The following is a 20,345-nucleotide window of genomic DNA, read 5'->3' on the forward strand; positions in this document are numbered from 1 at the left end:
AAGCCGAGACTTCAGCTATACTAGCTAAAGTCGCATAGTTAACCCCCGATGTGTCCACTTTCCGGGGGTCGGGCCCCACCGAGCAAGAAGCCCAAGGTATTCTCCAGTGGTATTCGTCTATTGGATACCTGGAAAGGCTTCGGAACGCCGGGGAATGGATCCTGTCTGGTGACGCGAGGAAACTTATGGGATTGAATAAACAAGGAGCAATTTCATCGGCCTCAGTGCAAGATTGGATTTTGGCACAGCTTGAAGCAGGCGAAGTACTCTCCGCGCGGGAGACGGCCGAGGAATTAGGTGTCGACAGAAAGGTTATAACTGATATCCTGCGCCATTTGAAAAAATGGGACAAGCCACGATCGATCCATCGGGCCCACAAAGAGGCAGTAATACTCGGTGGATTGTCGCCGGTTGAAATGCTCGTCGCAGATTCAGGGGGGGGCACATCTTCCTGAGCCCAGCTTCTGCGGTAACTATAGTTTCTAACTATGACGACACAACGCGATAAAACCCAGCACGAGCAGCTCCAAGAGCGCGCTGCAGCAGTAGACCTGCGGGCATACCACCTACACCTCGACTTATCTCAAGTTAAGGAAAGCCCCACGTTTGGCGCGACGAGCCGCATCGATCTCACCACCATCGAGCCCGAGCTTTTCCTGGACTACCTGGGAGAATCGGTAGAGCAGGTAACGGTTAACGGTCAGGCGCAGGACATCGACTTTGATGGCAGCCTTATCCGCCTCCACGGGCTACCGGTAGGGGAGGAGCTGACGATTGAGGTCAGTGGCACCTCGCGCTACTCGCGCACGGGCCAGGGTTTGCACCGCATGCACGACCAGGCCGATGACGCGACCTATCTGTACTCACACCTCGAGCCTTCCGATGCCCGCCGCATCTTCCCTTGCTTTGAGCAGCCCGACCTCAAGGCGCCGTTCCACGTCGCCATGACCGCGCCGAAGGACTGGCAAATCCTCTCCAACCAGCCGGAGACCGAGCGCGAGGAGCACGGTGACAATGCCGCGGTTCGCTTTGCGCCCACCCCGCCGCTTTCGACGTACCTCACCTCTTTTGCCGCGGGGCCTTATAAGTACCAAGAGCGCACCTGGACTTCGCCGGATGGCGAGCACTCCGCGCAGCTGCGCGCCTTTGCCCGCGCCTCCATGTTTGAATACTTGGACGAGGAGATCTTGGAGCTTACCGCGCAGGGCATGGACTATTTCCACGAGAACTTCGGCTTTGCTTACCCCTGGGGTAAGTACGATTCCATCTTCGTGCCGGAATATAACCTCGGTGCGATGGAGAACCCTGGCCTGGTGACCTTTACGGAAAGCTATATCTTCCGCTCTAAGGCCACGCGCAGCCAGAAGGCCTCTCGCGCAAATACCATCCTGCACGAGATGTCCCACATGTGGTTCGGCGATCTTGTCACTCCGCAGTGGTGGGACGATCTCTGGCTCAAGGAGTCCTTTGCCGAGTTCATGGGCGCCGATCCCTCCGTGCACGCCACCGACTACGAAGAGGCGTGGGTCAACTTCGCTGGCGAGCGTAAAAACTGGGCCTACCTGCAGGATCAGCTTCCCACCACGCACCCCATCAAAGCCGAGATCCCAGACGTCGATGCCGCACGCCAGAACTTCGATGGCATTACCTATGCCAAGGGCGCGGCAGTGCTCAAGCAGCTCGTGCACTACGTGGGCCGCGATAATTTTTACGCGGGCGCGCGGGATTACTTCCAGGAGCATGCGTTTGCCGCGGCCACCTTCGATGACCTGCTCACTGCCCTGAAAAAGCACACTGACCGTGACCTTGATTCCTGGTCAAAGGCGTGGCTACGCACCTGGGGTCCGGACACCCTCACCCCGGAGCTGCACACGGAGAATGACAAGATCACCGAGCTCGCGGTGAGCGCCGAGGCCGAGGATACGACCCGCCCGCACCGCCTGAGCGTGGCGCTTTTTGATGCCTCCTTGCACAAGTACCGCGAGCTCGACATCGACCTTCCCGCCGGCGGCCACCGCACCATCGTGGATGAGGCGGCGGGGGAGAAGGCCCCGGCATTGCTGCTGCTTAACGATGCCGACCACACCTACACCAAGGTCCGCTTCGACGACGTTTCGCTTGCCACCATCAGCGACCACCTCTCCGAGGTCCAGGATGGGCTCAGCCGCGCGGTCATCTGGACCTCGCTGTGGAACCTCACCAGGGACGGGGAGTGGAATGCGGAGGAGTACGTGGGGGTCGTCGCCAAGCACGCGCCCGCAGAGACCAATGCCACGCTGCTGACCACCGCCTACAGCAATGCGCACTTTGCCATCCAGCACTATGTGGCCGAAGATCGCCGCGAGGAGGTGCGCGCCGATTTTGCCGATGCGCTGTGGGAACAGCTCGACGCCGCGGATCCGGGCTCCGATGCGCAGCTCATTCTGGCCCGCACCGCCATTGCCGCACTGGCCGCCACGCCTAAGGACTCCGGCACCGATCGCCTGCGTGACCTGCTTGCTGGCACGGTGGAAGGCCTGCGCCTCGATCCGCAGATTCGCTGGTCCATCCTGCGCGCCCTGGCCGCCCGCGACGCCGTCGCACTGGCTGAACTGGAAGCAGAAAAGCAGCGGGATAATACGCTGACCGGCGCCGCCGAGTTCTTAGGCGCTAGCCACGCCTTCCCCACGCCGGAGACCAAGCGGGCAGCCTTCGATAGCGCGCTAACGCCAGGGGAGTATTCCAATGCGGAGGTCGATGCCCTGCTGGCCGGCTTTAATGCCCCGCGCTCGGCGGAGTTGCAAGAAGAATTCGCCGAGGAGTTCTTCCGCCGCGTTGAAGATATTTGGGATAACCACCCGATTGAGATAGCCAACCGGCTGATCCGCGGCCTCTACCCGGAATCTTCCATGGCGGAGTCCGCCACCACGGATCTCCTGCACAAGGAGCTGCCGGGTGCGCTGCGCCGCGTGCTCCTAGAGTGCCGCGATCACCTGCGCCGCACCCTGCGCGTGCGCGCTCAGCAGTAGGCGGGTCAATAGACTGTACCGCCGCCGGCTCGCGCCGGAGTTCCCCTCGGGTCACAATTGCTTTAACACTTGTTGATCCGGGGGGAATCTACAGATGCCATTAAGTCCTGACCACAGCGACGAAGAATTAGTTGATGCTTTTATCGAGGGGGATAATAAAGCCTTTTCCGCCATCGTGGAACGCCACCGCAAGCGGCTGACCACCGTGGCGCGGCGTTATACAAGGAATGAATATGACGCGCAGGATGTCGTACAAGAAGCCTTTTTGCGCGCTAGCTGCAATCTCCATAATTACCGGCGGGAATCGGCCTTAAGCACGTGGCTGCACCGCCTAGTGAAAAACACCGGCTACGACTATTTAAATCACCGGGCTAATAGGGAAAACGCCTCGCTCGATAGCGATGATTTTGCCGATGATCGCAATCCACTGCTGGCGCATAACCCATCCGAAAACCTTGCCGAGCAGCTCGTCGTCCGCGAGGCCATGGAGCTTTTAAGGCAAGACCAGCGCGAGGCACTCATGCTTACCGATGTCGCCGGGTTCCGCGTCAACGAAGTTGCCACCGCCCAAGGCGTAAAGCCCGGCACCGTTAAATCTCGCCGCGCACGCGCGCGGGAGGTCTTGCGCGAAGCCATCGGTTAACATCTCGATATCGCATCATTCTTGCATCAATTTCGCTGCGGCGAGCCTTTGCAATATGAACGATTCGCAATCTGGCGGGTAGACTCTTGACGTTACGCAAAATGACACTGTGATTTTAGGGAGTTAGCAATGACCGTCCACGATGTTGCCATCGTAGGTTCCGGACCTGCCGGTTATACCGCCGCGCTTTATGCCGCTCGTGCTGAACTCAGCCCCATTGTATTTGAGGGATTTGAATACGGTGGCGAATTAATGAACACCACCGAAGTAGAGAACTACCCGGGCTTCCAAAAGGGCATCATGGGCCCAGAGCTCATGGAAGAAATGCGCGCACAGTCAATCCGCTTTGGCGCGGATCTGCGCATGGAAGTCGTCGACTCCGTTGAGTTGGAGGGCGATATTAAAAAGCTCCACGTGGGCGATGAGGTATTTGAAGCCCGCACGGTAATCCTCGCCACCGGCGCCGCACCGCGCCACCTTGGTATCCCCGGCGAGGAAGAGCTCTCCGGCCGCGGTGTTTCCACCTGCGCTACGTGCGATGGCTTCTTCTTCAAGGGACACAATATCGCCGTCATCGGCGGCGGCGATTCCGCCATGGAGGAAGCTACCTTCCTGACCAAGTTCGCGGAGTCTGTCACCATTGTGAACCGCTCCGAAAACTTCCGCGCCTCCAAGATCATGTTGGACCGCGCCCAGGAGAACGAGCAGATTAAGTGGGAAACCAATAAGGTTGTCGAGCGCGTGCTTGAAGATGACGGCAAGGTCGGCGGCCTAGAGCTCAAGGACGTTGAGACTGGGGAAACCTCCACCTTGGATGTGACCGCCATGTTCGTTGCCATTGGCCACGATCCGCGTTCGTCCTTCCTCAACGGCCAGGTAAAGCTGAACGATAACGGCTACGTTGAGGTTGATCAGCCTTCCACTAAGACCTCCCTGCCTGGCGTTTTCGCTTGCGGTGACTTGGTAGATGATCATTATCAGCAGGCCATCACCGCCGCGGGATCTGGCTGCCGCGCTGCCATGGATGCGGAACAATTCTTGGCTGCAAACCGTTAGATCCAGTATGAGTAACGTCAAAAAGGTAACCACTGAAACATTCCGTTCTGATGTCATCGAGTCGGATAAACCCGTCGTCGTAGACTTCTGGGCGGAATGGTGCGGGCCATGCAAGAAGCTGTCTCCGATCTTGGAAGAGGTCGCAGATGAGCTCGACGGTGAGGTCACCATCGCCCAGGTCAACGTCGATGAAGAACGAAACCTCGGTGCCATGTTCCAAATCATGTCCATCCCAAATGTATTGATTTTCAACAATGGCGAGAAGGTCGATGAGTTCGTTGGCCTGCGTTCTAAAGATGACATCGTGGCGCAAGTGAAAAAGCAGTTATAGCTGTTAATCTTGTTACTAAAGTTAACGAGTAGGAAATCTGCCATGCGGTCCAAAGTCCTAGGGCCGTGGAAGGGGTGAAAGGCGTGAATCGCGTTCTTCGGGTTGGTGATTCAAGTGTGCGCGTAGCTGAAGCTCGCGCCACCTTGGCTCGCCTTGGCCTCTTATCAGATTTCACGGGGGAACTGTCTGCCTGGAAAAAGCAGAAGTACTCCGAGACTGATAAGACCTTTGATGCCGATCTCGCTGAAGTGCTCAAGGCATTTCAGCAGTCGCGCGGCATCCTCCCAACGGGAGAGATCGACGATCTCACCCTGCGCGAGTTACGCCAAGCCTCATATACCCTGGGTAGCCGTGTATTGAGCTACGAGCCCACCAATGCCTTGGTGGGCGATGACATTTCGCAATTGCAGCAGCAACTGCAAGAGCTTGGGTTTTATCAAGACCGCGTCGATGGTCATTTTGGCCGCACTACCCACGCCGCGCTCACCGAATACCAGCACAACTGCGGGCTGCAGGAAGACGGCGTGTGTGGGCCCGCTACCATTCGCGCGCTCAGCTTGCTCGGCCGCCGCATCACCGGCGGTTCGGCGCACAATATTGTAGAACGCGAACGCGTGCGCAATGCCGGGCCGAAGCTGGCGGGAAAGCGCGTGGTGATTGACCCTGCGCTGAGCGGCCGGGACTCCGGCTTCACCGTCAAGGGCCGTTTTGGTGATATCTCTGAGCAAGAAATCCTCTGGGATCTCACCCAACGCATCGAAGGCCGAATGATCGCCGCCGGCATGGAAACCATTATTTCGCGCCCCCGCACCGATGATGCGGACGTACAATCACGTGCCGAGCTGGCCAATGCCTTTGATGCCGATATGGTCATCTCTTTGGCGTGCGATTCTTATCCCAATGAGAAGGCCCATGGCGTCGCCACGTTCTACTTTGGTTCCGAATCCGGAAACTCCTCACTCATTGGTGAGACCCTATCCGGCTTCATCCAGCGTGAAATCGTGGCCCGCACCGATCTGCAGGACTGCTCTAACCATGGCCGTACCTGGGATCTCTTGCGTCTGACGCAGATGCCGGTGGTACAGATCTTTTTAGGTTATCTCACCAACCCTGAGGACGTCAAAATCCTGACCAACCCAAAACGCCGTGATGATATTGCAGAAGCAATCGTCATCGCCGTCAAGCGCATGTACCTCATGGAGCAAGACACCGCCATTACCGGCACCTACAAATTCTCCGAGCTGCTTCAGGCGGAGCAGGCTTAGCCCCTCCTCACTAGGTTTGGGGCGCAAGCATTCTTTTGTGGCGTAGCCACCGTGTAATATCAGTCCAGTTATTGACTACTACACAGTGAATGGATTCCCATTATGGGCAGCTCAACCTCCGCCCCAATTTCCACAAAAGAAACCCGCCGCGTGGTAGCTGCCACCACAATCGGAACCGCGATTGAATGGTACGACTACTTTCTCTATGCCGCGGTTGCCGGCCTGGTATTCAACCAAGTGATGTTCGGCCCCTTAGAAGGCGGGGTAGCCAGCATCGTCTCCTTCGCCTCCGTGGGTCTATCCTTCCTTTTTCGGCCCCTTGGCGCGTTCCTAGCGGGACATTTCGGTGACCGTCTTGGCCGCCGCCTCGTTCTCATGGTCACCCTTTTTGCCATGGGTGGCGCGACCACGCTGATTGGCCTCCTGCCCACCTACGATACGGCGGGTGTCTGGGCCCCCATCCTGTTGATTTTCCTCCGCATCATTCAAGGCATTTCTGCCGGGGGAGAGTGGGGTTCCGCGGTACTGCTTGCAGTTGAGCACGCTCCCAACGATAAGCGCGGCCTCTTCGGCGCTGGACCACAGATCGGAGTCCCCATCGGCCTGCTGATGTCCTCTGGCGTGCTGTCCATCATGAACATCATCGCGCCAGGGGATGCCTTCCTTGAGTGGGGTTGGCGCGTGCCGTTCTTGCTTTCCTTTGTCCTCGTGATCATCGGTTACGCCGTCCGCGTCGGCGTAGATGAATCACCGGTTTTTCAGGAGATCTCAGATAATAAGAAACGCGAGGCGGCAAACCCCATTGGGATCCTTTTCAAACGGTATTTCCCGCTTGTCCTCGTCGCGGCCCTAGTCTTTGCCGGCAATGGCACCGTGGGCTATATGACCACCGGTGGCTATATCCAAAATTACGCCACCAACCCCGAGGGCCCGGTCTCGCTCGCGCGTGGCGATGTCCTCAATGCCGTCACCCTATCCGCCTTCACGTGGCTTATCTTTACCCTTTTCGCCGGCTGGTTATCGGATTATATCGGGCGCCGCGCGACGTATCTCATCGGATTTGTCATTCAAGCAATCGGCGCAGCGGCCCTTTTCCCGCTGGTAAATACAGCGTCCCTAGGATTGCTGTATGCCGCCCTCATTTTCCTGACGGTAGGCCTCGGCTTAACCTACGGTGCGCAATCTGCCATGTATACCGAGCTTTTCCCTGCATCCATCCGTGCCTCGGGCGTATCGATTACTTATGCCATCGGTTCCGTCCTCGGCGGTGCCTTCGCCCCGATGATCGCCGCAGCATTGGTAGAAGCAACGGGCACGACCTTTGCGGTTTCCGTCTATCTTGTCTCCGCAAGCATCGTCGGATTTATTGCGGCCCTACTCCTGCGTGAGCGCAAGGGCATTCCGCTTGGCGCCGAATACGAGGAAGAACAAGCCAAGGGCCACTTCATCTTTTCTAAGAAATAGTGCCCTCGCTCTAAAGAGGAGGGCACTCACCTTGCGGAAGTGGCAGGCACCTGGGGAACCTGCCACAGGAGCCAGTTATTTATCCCGCTCCATCAGCGCCATGATGCGCTCGAAATCTTCCTGGTCGCCGAATTCTACGACCATCTTGCCCTTGCGCTTGCCCATGGTCACGGTGACCTTGGTATCGAAGCGATCCGAGAGGCGCTCGGCCGAGTCGGTGAAAAATTGCGGCTGCGGTACCTGAGACTTCTTTTTATTCTCCGCAGGCTTCCCGTCGCGCTTATATAGCGTCACGGCTTCCTCGGTGGCGCGCACGGATAAGCCCTCCGAAATAACCCGGTCCGCGATGTAGTCCATCGCTTCCTTGTCATCGAGGCCCAAGATAGCGCGGGCGTGACCAGCCGAGAGGGTGCCTGCGGCGACTCGCTTTTGCACATCCACTGGCAACCGCAGCAGGCGAAGCATGTTGGTCACCTGCGGGCGGGAGCGGCCAATGCGGTCCGCTAGTTCGTTCTGGGTAACGCCGAACTCTTCCAAAAGCTGCTGATAGGCGTGTGCCTCTTCCAAAGGGTTGAGCTGGACGCGGTGGATGTTTTCCAGCAAGGCATCGCGCAGCAGATTGTCATCTTTGGTATCGCGCACGATCGCGGGAATGGTGGCCAAACCAGCCTTGGAGGAGGCGCGCCAACGGCGCTCACCCATGATGAGCTCAAATCCGCCCTCCTCGGAGGGGCGGACAACGACCGGCTGCAGGAGGCCGAACTCGCGGATGGAGTGAACCAGCTCGCTGAGCTCATCCTCATCAAAAACGGTGCGCGGCTGCTTGGGGTTGGGGACGATTTCCCCCACGGAAATCTCGCGATAGGTCGCACCGATTGCTGCCGGCGTAGCTTGCCGCTTCTTGGAGGACTTGGACCCAGAGCCTTGTTGAATGGTGGGAGCGCCCTTCACGCGCTTCTCACCGCGTGCCTTGCGCTCGCTATTGCCCGTGGAATTTCCCAGGATAATATCTGCGGCGGAATCACCCAGCCGTGGCTTGCGGGTAGGTGCATCGGGGCCGGACGGGATGAGAGCGGCCAAGCCTTTGCCTAGGCCACCTTGCTTTTGTTCTGCCATGAAATCCTATCCTTCCAATTCCGCATAAATTTCGGGGCTCACGCCAATCGCTCCCGTGGTGGGATGCGGGCGATAATCACCGCGCCTGTTCAGCTCGCGAGCCGCCGCGAGGTACGCCCGTGCACCGGTGGATGAAGGGGCGTAATCAATCACCGTGGTCCCGTAACCAGGCGCCTCTGAGACGCGCACTGAACGCGGGATGACGTTACCCATGACAACGGCGCCAAATTGCTCACGAACGTTATCGGCCACATCCTCAGCCAAACGCGTACGTGCATCATACATGGTAAGGAGCACCGCAGAGATATGCAGATCTTCATTGAGATGCTCGCGAATCATCGTGATATTGCCCAATAACTGGCCCACGCCCTCCAGTGCGTAGTACTCGCACTGGATAGGAATGATGACTTCCTCCGCACACGTCATGGCATTGATCGTCAGCAAGCCCAAAGATGGCGGGCAATCAATAAAGACGTATTCAAAGCCGTGTTCTTCTAGGAACCCTTTATGCAGGGCATCGTAAAGCCGAAACTCGCGGCGCACGAGGGAGACCATCTCAATTTCCGCGCCGGCAAGATCGATAGTGGCGGGGATGCAATAAAGGTTGGAATTATGCGGGGAAGCCTGCATGGCCTTTTCCGCAGTGCAATCGCCCAAGAGCAATTCATAGCTGGAATCGGTTCCTGAGCTATGTTCCGCGCCCATGGCGGTCGATGCGTTTCCCTGGGGGTCAAGGTCAATGACCAATACCTTCTTGCCTTCAGTAGCAAGGGCTGCGGCCAAGTTAGCGGCGGAGGTGGTTTTACCTACGCCGCCCTTCTGGTTAGCAATGGTGATAAGGCGCGGATTAGTCATGCCGTCTACTTTAGTTCACGCGCGGGACACGGATAATCGTGGTTCCGTGAACGGTCGTGACCTCGGCTTTTCCGCCGCCGGCCTTCTTAATATCCGCGGCATCGCGCTCCAATTCTTCGTGTACAGAAGAGCCCTTCAGCGCGATCATCTCCCCGCCCTTGCGCACTAGGGGAAGAGACCACTTTGCCAGCTTTCCCAGGGGAGCTACAGCGCGGGAGGTCACCACGTCCGCGCCGGCCACTGCCTTCTTAATGGGGCCTTCTTCGGCGCGCCCGCGCAGCACGGTGACATTATCTAGCCCCAGCTTTTCGGTCACCTCGTTGAGGTAGTTATAGCGCTTTAACAGCGGCTCAATGAGCGTGATGTGCAGATCGGGGCGGGCGATGGCCAGCGGAATGCCGGGCAGCCCGGCACCAGAGCCGACATCGATAACCGTGGCGCCTTCCGGGATTACTTGTTCAATGACGGCGCAGTTTAAGATGTGGCGCTCCCACAGCCGCGGTACCTCGCGCGGGCCGATAAAACCACGAGTGGACCCGTCTGTAGCGAGCGAATCGTGGTATTCCTGCGCAAGCGGCAGGCGAGAGCCAAATACTGCAGACGGGTCCATCTCGGACACTATGAGAATCTCCTCAGTAGCTTTTTAGTTGTCGTTCTTCCGCTGTTTCTTCGTGCGGTTATCTTTCTTGCGAGCGCCAGGCTTTGGAGCGGTAGTGCGCTTGGCCTCAATCTTAGCGGCCTCTTCCTCTTCTTCTTCGCGGTCCATCTTGCCGTAGATGATGCGGGTCTGGAAGAAGGTCCACACGGTGTTGGACAGCATGTAGAACAGCAAACCGATGGGCCAGATGAAGCCGGAGAAGATCAGCATTGCGGGCATGACCCACAGCATCATCTTGGACATCATGGCCATCTGCTGCTGCATCATTTCCGCATTCTGACCCTGCGGGGCAGAAGTCTTGCCCTGGGCGCGGCGCTTTTCCTGGCGGTTCAGGCTCATGCGCGCGTTGAAGTGCATCAACACGACAATCACGGCAATCATCGGCACGATGATGAACGCCGCCTGGGTGGTGGTGGTAACACCTTCCACCAAGGGCGAGTTCAGGCGCAGGTTCGTCACCAGCGGAACGCCGAAGATCTTGGCGTCCAAGAACTGCTGGACGAGCTCCGGCTTAAAGATGTAGTTCGCGGTATTGGCATTGTCCTCAATGGACATCGGCTCGCCGCTGGGGTGTCCAAAGCCGCCGGCTACAGACACCGTGCGGTCGAACGAGCGCAGCACGTGGAAAAGACCAATGAACATTGGAATCTGCACCAAGACCGGAAGGCAGCCGGCCATCGGGCGGACGCCAGCGTCCTTATAGACCTTCTGCATTTCCTGCGCGGCGCGAGCCTGATCCTTGCCGTACTTCGCGCGGATTTCCTGCACCTTGGGCTGGATTTCCTGCATCTTGCGCGAAGATCGAATCTGGCTCACGGTGGGCTTGACCATGAGCGCCTTCAGCGTCCAGGTCAGCAGCACGATGGCCAAAATCCACGTAATGCCCCAGGCGGGATCCATTACGAGGGATAGCAGCCAGTGCCAGAACCATAAAACGGCCGAAATTGGCCAGTAAATGAAATTAAGCACGAGTGTTTAATCCTCAGTTGTTGTTGGTGACCGGTACCGGGACTGGATCGAATCCGCCCGGATGCCAGGGCCCACATTTGCACACCCTAGCCATTGCCATCGCCGTACCTTTAAGCGCGCCATGTCTGGACAACGCCTCTAAGGCGTAAGCACTGCATGTCGGTTCGAACCGACAGGTTGATACCATCTTAAGGCCCGAGACATGTTTTTGGTAGAAACGAACCGCTTTAACCAGCGGCGCGGCCAGTCCGGAGGCTGCAGGAATTTCTTCCCCACGGGTATTTAAATATCCCATTGCTTGCGCAGCGCCTTAGTAATATCTTTTTCTAATTGCTCACTGGTGGCTGTCGCGCTTGCAGGTAGCGCACGGATGACAACATCCACGCCCGCTGGGAGCTTGGGGATGAGCGTCATGCACACATGGCGAAGCCGCCGGGAGGTGCGGTGGCGTACCACTGCATTCCCGACGGCTTTAGAAACAATGAGGCCGAATCGCGGCCCAGTGGCCGCGATCTCGGCCGGATTGCCCATGGTGCCATTGGAATTCGCACTCAAGGTATCGCGCGCATGCACGACGACGGTGCGAGTGCCCTGCCGGCGACTGCCCTTCATCGTCCGCCGAAATTGCGGCGGTGATGTGAGCTTGTGGTGGGCTGGCAGCATGACTTATGCGGACAGCTTTGCGCGGCCCTTCTTGCGGCGAGCGGCCACAATTGCACGACCGGAGCGGGTGCTCATGCGAGTACGGAAACCGTGCTTACGTGCACGGCGACGGTTGTTCGGCTGGAACGTGCGCTTACCCTTTGCCACGTCAATTCTCCTTGAAGTTGTACGTGGACATACTGCCGCCGCAAAACGGCAGCACATCCACTGATGAATGGATTCCATGAACCTGACGCGTCACTGTTATCCAAATGCTCGGCGAGCCTTGGTAGCCCAGCCAATGCGAAGTGACGCCGTCCTGTTCATACGCAACTCTCTGTTGCAATAGACCATGCCAGATTACGTGATTTAAACCGCTGGAAACAAATCGACACCCGGTTACACCCGAAATTACATAAGTGTTTTTTCCTGCAGCTAGAGGGCCAGTTTTCGCGCTCATGCTGCGGCTAATCCTTCGCGCCGCAACCCTCCATAGCATTTTGCATTTTAAGTATAAATCCTCCGTTAGACACACCCGCCTTCGCGGCGGTAGAACTAAGGAATCGAATTCCACAGCAAGCTAACCGTTGTGGATAACTCTAAATAACCACTTGAGAGTTTTACTGTTTTCGCAGTACAACACCATAAAGTGGGCTATCACAAGTTATCCACAGCCATGCACTAAGCTGTGAATAACTATTTCTTCCACACCTGTGGATAACTCTGTGGAGATCGAGGTGACTCGATAAAAACCACTGTGAAAACCGCGGTGGAATCCACCGTGGAATTTGTTATTTACTGTCCACCCGTCCCCGAGAGAATTATTGAAGGTAGCCCGTTGTGACTGAACCACAAGCGAACCTAGAAGCTGTGTGGCGCGCGATCGTCGATGATCTGCTCGCGCAATCCGAACAGCCCAACTCTGAGGTCCCGAGCTTTTCGCATACGCAACGCCTCTACCTGCAGTTGGTTCGCCCGATCATGATGGTGGAAGGCTACACGCTTGTCGCAGCAGAAAATGTCAACGCCAAAGAAGTTGTAGAAAATGAACTCGGCGGATACATCTCCAAGGCCCTTACCCGCCACCTTGGTCGCCCGTGTTCCTTCGCCGTCACCTTGGCTACCCCACAGGAGCCACAACCGCCGGCTAACCCGTCGAATTCGGGGCCGGCACCGGGAGGGGCATCGGCAAGCACGCAGACCCCTTCCTCCCAACCCAACCCGCAGGCGCAGCACATGCCACCGGCGCAGGCCGATTCTTCCTCCGCGCACAATTACGTCTCTCGCCCCCAGCAAACGGATGCGGCGGCAGCCCGCGGAAATAACAACCCCACCGCAGGTCAGACCCCGCCTAATTGGCGGTCCAGCCATGCCCCGGCAAGCCTGGATGAATTGGCGGAGCACTACAGCCAGCAGGACTATAACCGCCAGCAATCGGATTTTGGCGGATCTGCGAATGCCGCCCGCATTCCGCGCGAGGCCCCGGCGCACGATCCCAACCGGGAAACCTCGCTAAACCCGAAGCACACTTTTGAAAGCTTCGTCATCGGTTCTTCGAATCGTTTTGCCAATGGCGCGGCAGTAGCGGTGGCGGAAAATCCCGCCCGCGCCTATAACCCGCTATTTATCTGGGGCGGTTCTGGACTGGGCAAAACGCACCTTTTGCATGCCGCCGGCAACTACGCACAGGTGCTACACCCAGGGTTGCGCGTGAAATACGTGTCCTCGGAAGAATTTACGAATGACTATATTAATTCCTTGCGCGATGACCGCCAGGAATCCTTCAAGCGGCGCTACCGCAACCTTGATATTTTGATGGTGGATGATATCCAGTTCTTAGAGGGCAAGGAATCCACGCAGGAAGAGTTCTTCCACACTTTCAATGCGCTGCACCAGGCCAATAAACAGATCATTTTGTCCTCGGACCGTCCGCCAAAACAGCTCACCACGCTGGAAGATCGCCTGCGCACCCGCTTTGAGGGTGGGTTGATTACGGATATTCAACCGCCTGATCTGGAAACCCGCATTGCCATTTTGATGAAGAAGGCCGCCGCCGATGGCACTGAGGTGGATCGCTCCGTCCTGGAGCTCATCGCCTCGCGCTTCGAGTCTTCCATTCGCGAGCTCGAGGGCGCGCTCATTCGCGTCTCCGCCTACTCCTCCCTGGTCAATGAGCCGATCAACGTGGAAATGGCAGAAATTGCATTGCGCGATCTCGCGCCGGATTCTGCTGACAGGCAAATTACCGCGGCCTCCATCATGGAGGTCACCGCGGAATACTTCGATATTGATGTAGAAACCCTGCGCGGTGCTGGTAAGAAGCGCGCGGTGGCTCATGCCCGCCAGCTGGCGATGTACCTCTGCCGCGAATTGACCGAGCTATCGCTGCCCAAGATTGGCGAGCAATTCGGCGGCAAGGACCACACCACGGTGATCTATGCCGATCGCAAGATCCGCAAAGAGATGACGGAAAAGCGCAATACCTACGACGAAATTCAGTCCCTGACCCAGCGCATCAAGAATCGCGGTCGCGCCTAGATCAAACGAACCACTCGGTGGCGTCTTCCTTAAATAACAGGAAGGCGCCATTTTTGTAAGCAGGCGCCGCGCTTGCCGATGCCCCCACCTTTCACCGCCGACTACCAGCGGTTATGTCCCTGCAAAGACCGCATAAACAGCTATCCACAGAGTTATCCACACCTGTGTAATTTCATGGATGTAATTTGTAGATTTTGCTCACATTTTTAAATTCCACAGGCCCTATCCAGCACAGACGCCTCTGTGATCAGCACTGTGTGCAGATCCGTGGATAACTACTAGAAGCTGTGGATAAAACGATGACCCGCCAATTTATCCACACTCCGGGCCGGTTGATCACAGCAAGATCACAAGAATTGGCACACCCCGGATCGCCGCGCTGAACTTGTCATTTACCCCGTTGATCACAGATCCCACAGCGCTTATTACTACTACTAAATTATTTCTCTGATCTTGTAAGTAGAAAGGGGATGTGTGGAATTGTGCCCGGTCCCGAGCGCCCGGCGCTGGCTCGGACGGGCGGAGGCAAAATTACAAGGTTCACCGGATGCGGTAAGTTGGAAGCCAGCTTTTGAAAGTTACACATTCCTACCCCGCCAAAGAGGAGCTCTTCGCACCATGGATGAAGCCGTGTCATTTCGCGTTGCCAAAGATGACCTTGCCAACGCCGTAGCGTGGGTTGCCCGCAGCCTGCCTTCCAAGGTCACCCAGCCAGTGCTGCGCGCGATGCTCATCACCGCTGATGACAACGGCTTAGAGTTCACCGGCTTTGATTACGAGGTTTCTACCAAGGTGCGCATCGCCGGCATGGTGGATGAGCCCGGCCAGATCGCCGTTGCCGGTAAGTTGCTTTCCGATATCGTGGCTACCTTGCCCAATAAGGAAGTTGAGATCTCCCAGGTAGATTCCAAGGCTTTGGTTACTTGTGGGTCCTCCCGCTTCGAGCTACCGCTCATCCCGCTCGATGATTACCCGCAATTGCCAGTCCTGCCTGAGGTCACCGGCACGATCCAACCGCAGCTCTTCGCAGAGGCCATCCAGCAGGTAGCATCCGCAGCCGGTAAGGATGACACCTTGCCCATGCTCACTGGCGTGCACATGGATATCCACGGCAAAGATATTGAGATGACGGCTACGGACCGCTTCCGCTTGGCCATGCGCACCCTGGAGTGGGAACCGGCGGCTGAGGACGTTGAAGCAAAGCTCCTGGTCCCAGCAAAGACCCTGCAAGATACCGGCCGCAGCCTGGATCCGCATTTGAATATTCCCATCGAGATCGCGGTGGGGTCAGGCGACAATATCGGCGCCGATGGCCTGTTTGGCCTGCACGCGGATAACCGCGAAACCACCACGCGCATGCTGGATGCGGACTTCCCAAATGTCCAGCCCTTGCTTCCCAAGTCGCACACGAATATTGCCTCGGTTGAGGTGGCTCCGCTGCAAGAGGCCATTCGCCGCGTTTCCCTGCTGACGGACCGCAATGCGCAGATCCGCATGGAATTTGCCGATGGCCAGGTCACCCTGTCCGCCGGCGCCGATGCCGGTAATGCCACCGAGACCCTGCCGTGCGCATTCCACGGCCGCGATGAATTCCTCATCGCCTTCAACCCGGGCTATTTGAAGGACGGCCTGGCGGTCATCAACACCGATCGCGTGGTCTTCGGGTTCACGGAGCCTTCCCGCCCGGCCATCATGATCCCGGAGCCAGAGGAGCTGCCGGAGGCGGATGAGGATGGCAATTTCCCCACGCCGCAGACCAACTTCACCTACCTCTTAATGCCGGTTCGCCTGCCAGGTTAATGTTTATACGGGATCTCGATGTTCGGGATTTTCGCTCATGGCCCGAACTAAAGCTTGAGCTGGGCCCGGGGATTACTCTGTTTGTGGGCCGCAATGGCTTTGGCAAGACCAATATCGTGGAAGCCGTGGGCTATACCGCCCACCTGTCTTCGCACCGCGTCTCCCATGATTCGCCGCTGGTGCGCCAGGGCGCGCAGAGCGCGCGGGTGTCCCTTACTGCCGTTAATCAGGGGCGTGAATTAACTACCCACCTGCTGATAAAGCCCCATGCCGCCAACCAGGCGCAGATTAACCGCACGAGATTGCGCAGCCCGCGCGAATTGCTCGGCGTGGTGAAAACGGTGCTGTTTTCCCCTGAGGATTTGGCCTTGGTGCGCGGTGAGCCCGCGGGGCGCCGCGCGTATCTTGATAGCATCATCGCCTCGCGCACCCCGCGCTTAGCTGGGGTTAAGGCGGATTATGACAAGGCATTAAAGCAGCGCAATGCGTTGTTGAAGTCGGCATCGGCAAGCTTGCGGCGCGGCTACGGCGATAGCGACGGCGCCTCGGCGCTATCCACGCTGGATACGTGGGATGCCCAGCTCGCGCGCTTAGGCGCACAGGTCATTGCGGCGCGCCTTGCGCTTGTCGATGCCCTCTTGGACCACATTCCCGCCGCCTATGCCGGCCTCGCACCGGAGTCGCGGCCTGCGCACGTGGAGTATAAATCCACCATTGATACCTCTGACCGCGAGGTGCTGGAGGCCGTCATGCTGACCGAGCTGGCCACTGCCCGGCAGCGCGAGATCGAGCGCGGCATCTCTCTGGTGGGCCCGCACCGCGATGATCTCGTGCTCCACCTGGGGGATCAGCCGGCCAAGGGTTTTGCCAGCCACGGCGAAACCTGGTCTTATGCCATCGCCCTGCGCTTGGCGGAGTTTGAGCTCCTGCGCGAAGAAGGGGGATCAGATCCGGTCCTCATCTTGGATGACGTCTTTGCCGAGCTCGATGCCAAGCGCCGCACCCAGCTGGTTCACCTGGCCGCCACGGCAGAACAGGTGCTTATCACCGCCGCTGTGGATGAGGACTTACCGGATAACCTGGAACCCATCGTGCGTTACCGGGTAGGAGTGGAAGATACGGACCAGGGGCGCATTTCCACCCTGCACACGGAAGCAACCGCAGGAGAGGATAGCGAGGAAGAGGCATGAGTGAGGAAGAAGGGGAAACCGGCACGCAGCGCACAGACCCCGTCACCCAATACTTCCGGTTGGTGCGCTCTACCTCGAAGAACCCGCCGAAGCTTACGCGCCCGGTGCCGAAGATGCCGGTGCCCTCCTTGGAGGATGCCCACAAGCAGAACTATCGCGGCTACCAGGTGGGCAGGCCTACCGGTGTCGATGGCAGGAGGCCGCGGCGAAAGATCGATGTGCCGAGCCTGGGCTCACAGATTAAAAAGGAGATTTCCCACCGCGGCTGGGAGCATGAATTAGCGCACGGCTGGGTGATGGGAAATTGGGAAAACCTGGTGGGCGAGCGCATCGCCGCCCATACGCAGCCGCAAAAAATCAAGGACAAGATCGTCTATATTTCCTGCGATAACTCCACTTGGGCCACGGAACTGCGCTACCTGCAGCGGGAAATCCTGCGCAAAATTGCGGACCGGCTCGGCCCCGATGTCATCGCTGAGCTGCGGATCCATGGCCCGCGGCAGCAGCGCAATTACGAGGGGCGGCAGTGGGTGAAGCCGCAAGGATCGCAAGATACCTACGGCTGATAAGTGGCTGATAGGCGCAGGTTAGCTCTGCCCTTTAAAAGATAAATAACCACAGAGCGCGCCACATAGCTACCTCTGGCCGGTGTGGGGTGTCATTCAGTAGGGGGTATGCGTGTAGAATAGTGAAAGTCTTAGAATTAGCTATAGCCAAAAGGAGAGCACGAATCCGTGGCTGAAGAACACGCATATGATGCTGGATCAATTACGATCCTGGAAGGTCTAGAGGCCGTCCGCAAGCGCCCCGGTATGTACATCGGTTCTACCGGATCGCGCGGTTTGCACCACCTTATCTGGGAGATCGTCGATAACTCCGTCGATGAGGCCATGGCAGGCTTCGCGGACAAGGTCACCGTCAAGCTTTTGGAAGACGGGGGCGTCGAGGTCATCGATAATGGCCGCGGTATCCCGGTGGAGATGCACGCCTCCGGTGCGCCGACCGTCCAGGTGGTCATGACGCAGCTGCACGCCGGCGGTAAATTCGACTCCGATTCTTATGCCGTTTCCGGCGGCTTGCACGGCGTCGGCATTTCCGTGGTCAATGCCCTGTCCACCCGCGTGGAGGCGGAGATCAAGCGTGAGGGCAAGCACTGGTACCAAAACTTCCAGAACGCCATTCCGGATGACCTTGTAGAAGGCGGTAACGCCCGCGGCACCGGTACCAAGATTCGCTTCTGGGCGGATCCGGAGATCTTTGAAACCACCGAGTTCGATTACGACACCATTGCGCGCCGCCTACAGGAGATGGCCTTCCTGAACAAGGGCTTGACCATCGAGCTTATTGATGAGCGCGTGACCCAAGAGCAGATCGAGCTCGAGGAAATCGCCGATGCGGAATCCGGTGAGGCGAGCGCGGATGAGACCTCCTTTGATGATGTGCCAGATGCCGGCGATACCTTCAACGAGGAAGCCGACTCCAAGAACGTCACCAAGGCCGATAAGAAGCGCCGCAAGAAGATCACCTTCCACTACCCGGAGGGCTTGACGGACTACGTAAAATTCCTCAATAAGTCCAAGAGCGCAATTCACCCCACCATCGTGTCCTTCGAGGCAAAGGCCGAGGACCACGAGGTCGAGGTGGCCTTGCAGTGGAACCAGGGCTACAAGCAGTCCGTGCACACCTTTGCCAATACCATCAATACCCACGAGGGCGGCACGCACGAAGAGGGCTTCCGCGCGGCTCTCACCTCCTTGATGAACCGTTACGCCAAAGAGCACAAGCTCATCAAGGACAAGGACGGCAACCTTTCCGGCGATGACTGCCGCGAAGGCTTGGCCGCCGTCATTTCGGTCAAGGTGGGCGACCCGCAGTTCGAGGGCCAGACCAAGACCAAGCTGGGCAACTCCGAGATCAAGGGCTTTGTGCAGCGCTCGGTCAACGAGTACGTCAACGACTGGTTTGATGCCAACCCGGCAGAGGCAAAGGCCATTATCAATAAGGCCGTCTCCTCAGCGCATGCCCGCATGGCAGCGCGCAAGGCGCGCGAGATGGTGCGCCGCAAGTCCGCCACCGACTTGGGCGGACTGCCCGGCAAGCTTGCGGATTGCCGCTCTAAGGATCCGCGGAGTTCGGAGCTTTATATCGTGGAGGGTGACTCTGCGGGCGGTTCCGCGAAGGCCGGCCGTGACTCCATGTTCCAGGCCATCTTGCCCCTGCGCGGCAAAATCCTGAACGTGGAAAAGGCCCGCATGGATAAGGTCCTAAAGAACGCCGAGGTCCAGGCCATCATCACCGCACTGGGCACTGGCATCCACGAGGAATTCGATATCAAGAAGCTGCGGTACGACAAGATCGTGCTGATGGCCGATGCCGACGTGGACGGCCAGCACATCGCCACGCTGCTGTTGACCCTGCTCTTCCGCTTTATGCCACAGTTGGTTGAGGATGGCCACGTGTACCTAGCTAACCCGCCGCTCTACAAGCTGAAGTGGTCCAAGGGCACGCCGGGCTACGCCTTCTCTGATGACGAGCGCGATAAGCTGCTGGCGGAAGGCCTGGAGCAAAACCGCAAGATCAACAAGGATGACGGCATCCAGCGCTACAAGGGCTTGGGCGAGATGAACGCCTCCGAGCTTTGGGAGACCACCCTGGATCCCTCCACGCGTCTGTTGCGCCGCGTGGATTTGGAAGACGCGCAGCGCGCCGATGAGCTGTTTTCCATCCTCATGGGTGATGACGTGGCCGCCCGCCGCTCCTTTATTACCCGCCGCGCGAAGGATGTCCGCTTCCTGGATATCTAAACCGCT

19 protein-coding genes are annotated in these 20,345 nt (G+C 58.0%); 12 read left to right on the forward strand and 7 right to left on the reverse strand.

The genetic code is table 11. The features are described from left to right. Nucleotides 1-185 precede the first annotated feature (185 nt). The 7 genes from ABRP86_RS08760 to ABRP86_RS08790 all read left to right on the forward strand — a co-directional run bounded on the left by ABRP86_RS08760 (nt 186) and on the right by ABRP86_RS08790 (nt 7,767). Nucleotides 186-455 carry a hypothetical protein gene (locus ABRP86_RS08760; RefSeq protein ID WP_349863777.1) on the forward strand — a complete coding sequence of 90 codons (270 nt, stop codon included), beginning with the start codon at nt 186-188 and terminating at the stop codon, nt 453-455. A gap of 33 nt (nt 456-488) precedes the next feature. Next, the gene (pepN, locus tag ABRP86_RS08765) at nt 489-3,008 is read left to right on the forward strand and encodes an aminopeptidase N (RefSeq protein ID WP_349863780.1); all 2,520 of its coding nucleotides are present in this window, start codon (nt 489-491) and stop codon (nt 3,006-3,008) included. Nucleotides 3,009-3,102: 94 nt separating this feature from the next. Beyond that, the gene (locus ABRP86_RS08770) at nt 3,103-3,651 is read left to right on the forward strand and encodes an RNA polymerase sigma factor (protein ID WP_005275963.1); all 549 of its coding nucleotides are present in this window, start codon (nt 3,103-3,105) and stop codon (nt 3,649-3,651) included. 129 nt (nt 3,652-3,780) lie between these two features. Then, on the forward strand, nt 3,781-4,707 hold the full coding sequence (gene trxB / locus ABRP86_RS08775; RefSeq protein ID WP_005275966.1) for a thioredoxin-disulfide reductase: 927 nt from the start codon (nt 3,781-3,783) through the stop codon (nt 4,705-4,707). 7 nt (nt 4,708-4,714) lie between these two features. Then, entirely contained in the window at nt 4,715-5,038 is a 324-nt protein-coding gene (trxA, locus tag ABRP86_RS08780) for a thioredoxin (RefSeq protein WP_023029766.1), read from the forward strand. Nucleotides 5,039-5,121: 83 nt separating this feature from the next. Then, the gene (locus ABRP86_RS08785) at nt 5,122-6,303 is read left to right on the forward strand and encodes an N-acetylmuramoyl-L-alanine amidase (RefSeq protein ID WP_034653713.1); all 1,182 of its coding nucleotides are present in this window, start codon (nt 5,122-5,124) and stop codon (nt 6,301-6,303) included. 102 nt (nt 6,304-6,405) lie between these two features. After that, a complete protein-coding gene (locus ABRP86_RS08790; protein WP_005275975.1) occupies nt 6,406-7,767 on the forward strand; it encodes an MFS transporter in 1,362 nt (453 codons plus the stop codon). Nucleotides 7,768-7,842: 75 nt separating this feature from the next. On the opposite strand, the gene ABRP86_RS08795 is transcribed toward ABRP86_RS08790, so the two are convergent. The 7 genes from ABRP86_RS08795 to rpmH are packed head-to-tail and all read right to left on the reverse strand — an operon-like array spanning nt 7,843 to nt 12,175. After that, complete coding sequence (locus ABRP86_RS08795; RefSeq protein WP_005275978.1) at nt 7,843-8,883, reverse strand: ParB/RepB/Spo0J family partition protein; 1,041 nt, start codon at nt 8,881-8,883, stop codon at nt 7,843-7,845. Nucleotides 8,884-8,889: 6 nt separating this feature from the next. Then, nucleotides 8,890-9,738 (reverse strand): ParA family protein, encoded by an 849-nt coding sequence (locus tag ABRP86_RS08800; protein ID WP_005275982.1) that lies wholly within the window; start codon nt 9,736-9,738, stop codon nt 8,890-8,892. A 10-nt stretch (nt 9,739-9,748) separates the two neighbouring features. Beyond that, entirely contained in the window at nt 9,749-10,348 is a 600-nt protein-coding gene (rsmG, locus tag ABRP86_RS08805; protein ID WP_034659477.1) for a 16S rRNA (guanine(527)-N(7))-methyltransferase RsmG, read from the reverse strand. Nucleotides 10,349-10,381: 33 nt separating this feature from the next. Further along, nucleotides 10,382-11,365: a membrane protein insertase YidC gene (yidC, locus tag ABRP86_RS08810; RefSeq protein ID WP_023028030.1), complete on the reverse strand. Its 984-nt coding sequence runs from the start codon at nt 11,363-11,365 to the stop codon at nt 10,382-10,384. Between the two features lie 13 nt (nt 11,366-11,378). Further along, nucleotides 11,379-11,660, reverse strand: a complete 282-nt coding sequence (yidD, locus tag ABRP86_RS08815; protein WP_172596733.1) for a membrane protein insertion efficiency factor YidD — start codon at nt 11,658-11,660, stop codon at nt 11,379-11,381. Next, on the reverse strand, nt 11,648-12,028 hold the full coding sequence (rnpA, locus tag ABRP86_RS08820; RefSeq protein ID WP_349863784.1) for a ribonuclease P protein component: 381 nt from the start codon (nt 12,026-12,028) through the stop codon (nt 11,648-11,650). Before rnpA ends, yidD begins: the two co-directional genes overlap by 13 nt. Nucleotides 12,029-12,031: 3 nt before the next feature. Beyond that, nucleotides 12,032-12,175: a 50S ribosomal protein L34 gene (gene rpmH, locus ABRP86_RS08825; RefSeq protein WP_005275994.1), complete on the reverse strand. Its 144-nt coding sequence runs from the start codon at nt 12,173-12,175 to the stop codon at nt 12,032-12,034. A 672-nt stretch (nt 12,176-12,847) separates the two neighbouring features. Here rpmH and dnaA point away from each other — a divergent pair. The 5 genes from dnaA to gyrB all read left to right on the forward strand — a co-directional run bounded on the left by dnaA (nt 12,848) and on the right by gyrB (nt 20,339). Next, complete coding sequence (gene dnaA / locus ABRP86_RS08830) at nt 12,848-14,545, forward strand: chromosomal replication initiator protein DnaA (protein ID WP_349863786.1); 1,698 nt, start codon at nt 12,848-12,850, stop codon at nt 14,543-14,545. Nucleotides 14,546-15,163: 618 nt separating this feature from the next. Further along, nucleotides 15,164-16,345 carry a DNA polymerase III subunit beta gene (gene dnaN, locus ABRP86_RS08835; RefSeq protein WP_023016404.1) on the forward strand — a complete coding sequence of 394 codons (1,182 nt, stop codon included), beginning with the start codon at nt 15,164-15,166 and terminating at the stop codon, nt 16,343-16,345. Further along, nucleotides 16,345-17,535 (forward strand): DNA replication/repair protein RecF, encoded by a 1,191-nt coding sequence (gene recF, locus ABRP86_RS08840; protein WP_349863788.1) that lies wholly within the window; start codon nt 16,345-16,347, stop codon nt 17,533-17,535. Before dnaN ends, recF begins: the two co-directional genes overlap by 1 nt. Continuing rightward, nucleotides 17,532-18,101 (forward strand): DciA family protein, encoded by a 570-nt coding sequence (locus tag ABRP86_RS08845; RefSeq protein WP_349863790.1) that lies wholly within the window; start codon nt 17,532-17,534, stop codon nt 18,099-18,101. The genes recF and ABRP86_RS08845 overlap by 4 nt, the downstream gene beginning before the upstream one ends. A gap of 168 nt (nt 18,102-18,269) precedes the next feature. Next, nucleotides 18,270-20,339 (forward strand): DNA topoisomerase (ATP-hydrolyzing) subunit B, encoded by a 2,070-nt coding sequence (gene gyrB / locus ABRP86_RS08850; protein WP_284610502.1) that lies wholly within the window; start codon nt 18,270-18,272, stop codon nt 20,337-20,339. Nucleotides 20,340-20,345: the final 6 nt, after the last annotated feature.

The organism is Corynebacterium sp. KPL3927 (assembly GCF_040225835.1).
Classification (GTDB): Bacteria; Actinomycetota; Actinomycetes; order Mycobacteriales; family Mycobacteriaceae; genus Corynebacterium.

What these genes read in the sequence shown, in the direction of transcription:
- ABRP86_RS08760 (WP_349863777.1), top strand. Translation starts at nt 186, where the DNA reads ATGGGATTGAATAAACAAGGAGCAATTTCATCGGCCTCAGTGCAAGAT.
- pepN (WP_349863780.1), top strand. Translation starts at nt 489, where the DNA reads ATGACGACACAACGCGATAAAACCCAGCACGAGCAGCTCCAAGAGCGC.
- ABRP86_RS08770 (WP_005275963.1), top strand. Translation starts at nt 3,103, where the DNA reads ATGCCATTAAGTCCTGACCACAGCGACGAAGAATTAGTTGATGCTTTT.
- trxB (WP_005275966.1), top strand. Translation starts at nt 3,781, where the DNA reads ATGACCGTCCACGATGTTGCCATCGTAGGTTCCGGACCTGCCGGTTAT.
- trxA (WP_023029766.1), top strand. Translation starts at nt 4,715, where the DNA reads ATGAGTAACGTCAAAAAGGTAACCACTGAAACATTCCGTTCTGATGTC.
- ABRP86_RS08790 (WP_005275975.1), top strand. Translation starts at nt 6,406, where the DNA reads ATGGGCAGCTCAACCTCCGCCCCAATTTCCACAAAAGAAACCCGCCGC.
- ABRP86_RS08795 (WP_005275978.1), bottom strand. Translation starts at nt 8,883, where the DNA reads ATGGCAGAACAAAAGCAAGGTGGCCTAGGCAAAGGCTTGGCCGCTCTC.
- ABRP86_RS08800 (WP_005275982.1), bottom strand. Translation starts at nt 9,738, where the DNA reads ATGACTAATCCGCGCCTTATCACCATTGCTAACCAGAAGGGCGGCGTA.
- rsmG (WP_034659477.1), bottom strand. Translation starts at nt 10,348, where the DNA reads ATGGACCCGTCTGCAGTATTTGGCTCTCGCCTGCCGCTTGCGCAGGAA.
- yidD (WP_172596733.1), bottom strand. Translation starts at nt 11,660, where the DNA reads ATGGGATATTTAAATACCCGTGGGGAAGAAATTCCTGCAGCCTCCGGA.
- rnpA (WP_349863784.1), bottom strand. Translation starts at nt 12,028, where the DNA reads ATGCTGCCAGCCCACCACAAGCTCACATCACCGCCGCAATTTCGGCGG.
- dnaN (WP_023016404.1), top strand. Translation starts at nt 15,164, where the DNA reads ATGGATGAAGCCGTGTCATTTCGCGTTGCCAAAGATGACCTTGCCAAC.
- recF (WP_349863788.1), top strand. Translation starts at nt 16,345, where the DNA reads ATGTTTATACGGGATCTCGATGTTCGGGATTTTCGCTCATGGCCCGAA.
- ABRP86_RS08845 (WP_349863790.1), top strand. Translation starts at nt 17,532, where the DNA reads ATGAGTGAGGAAGAAGGGGAAACCGGCACGCAGCGCACAGACCCCGTC.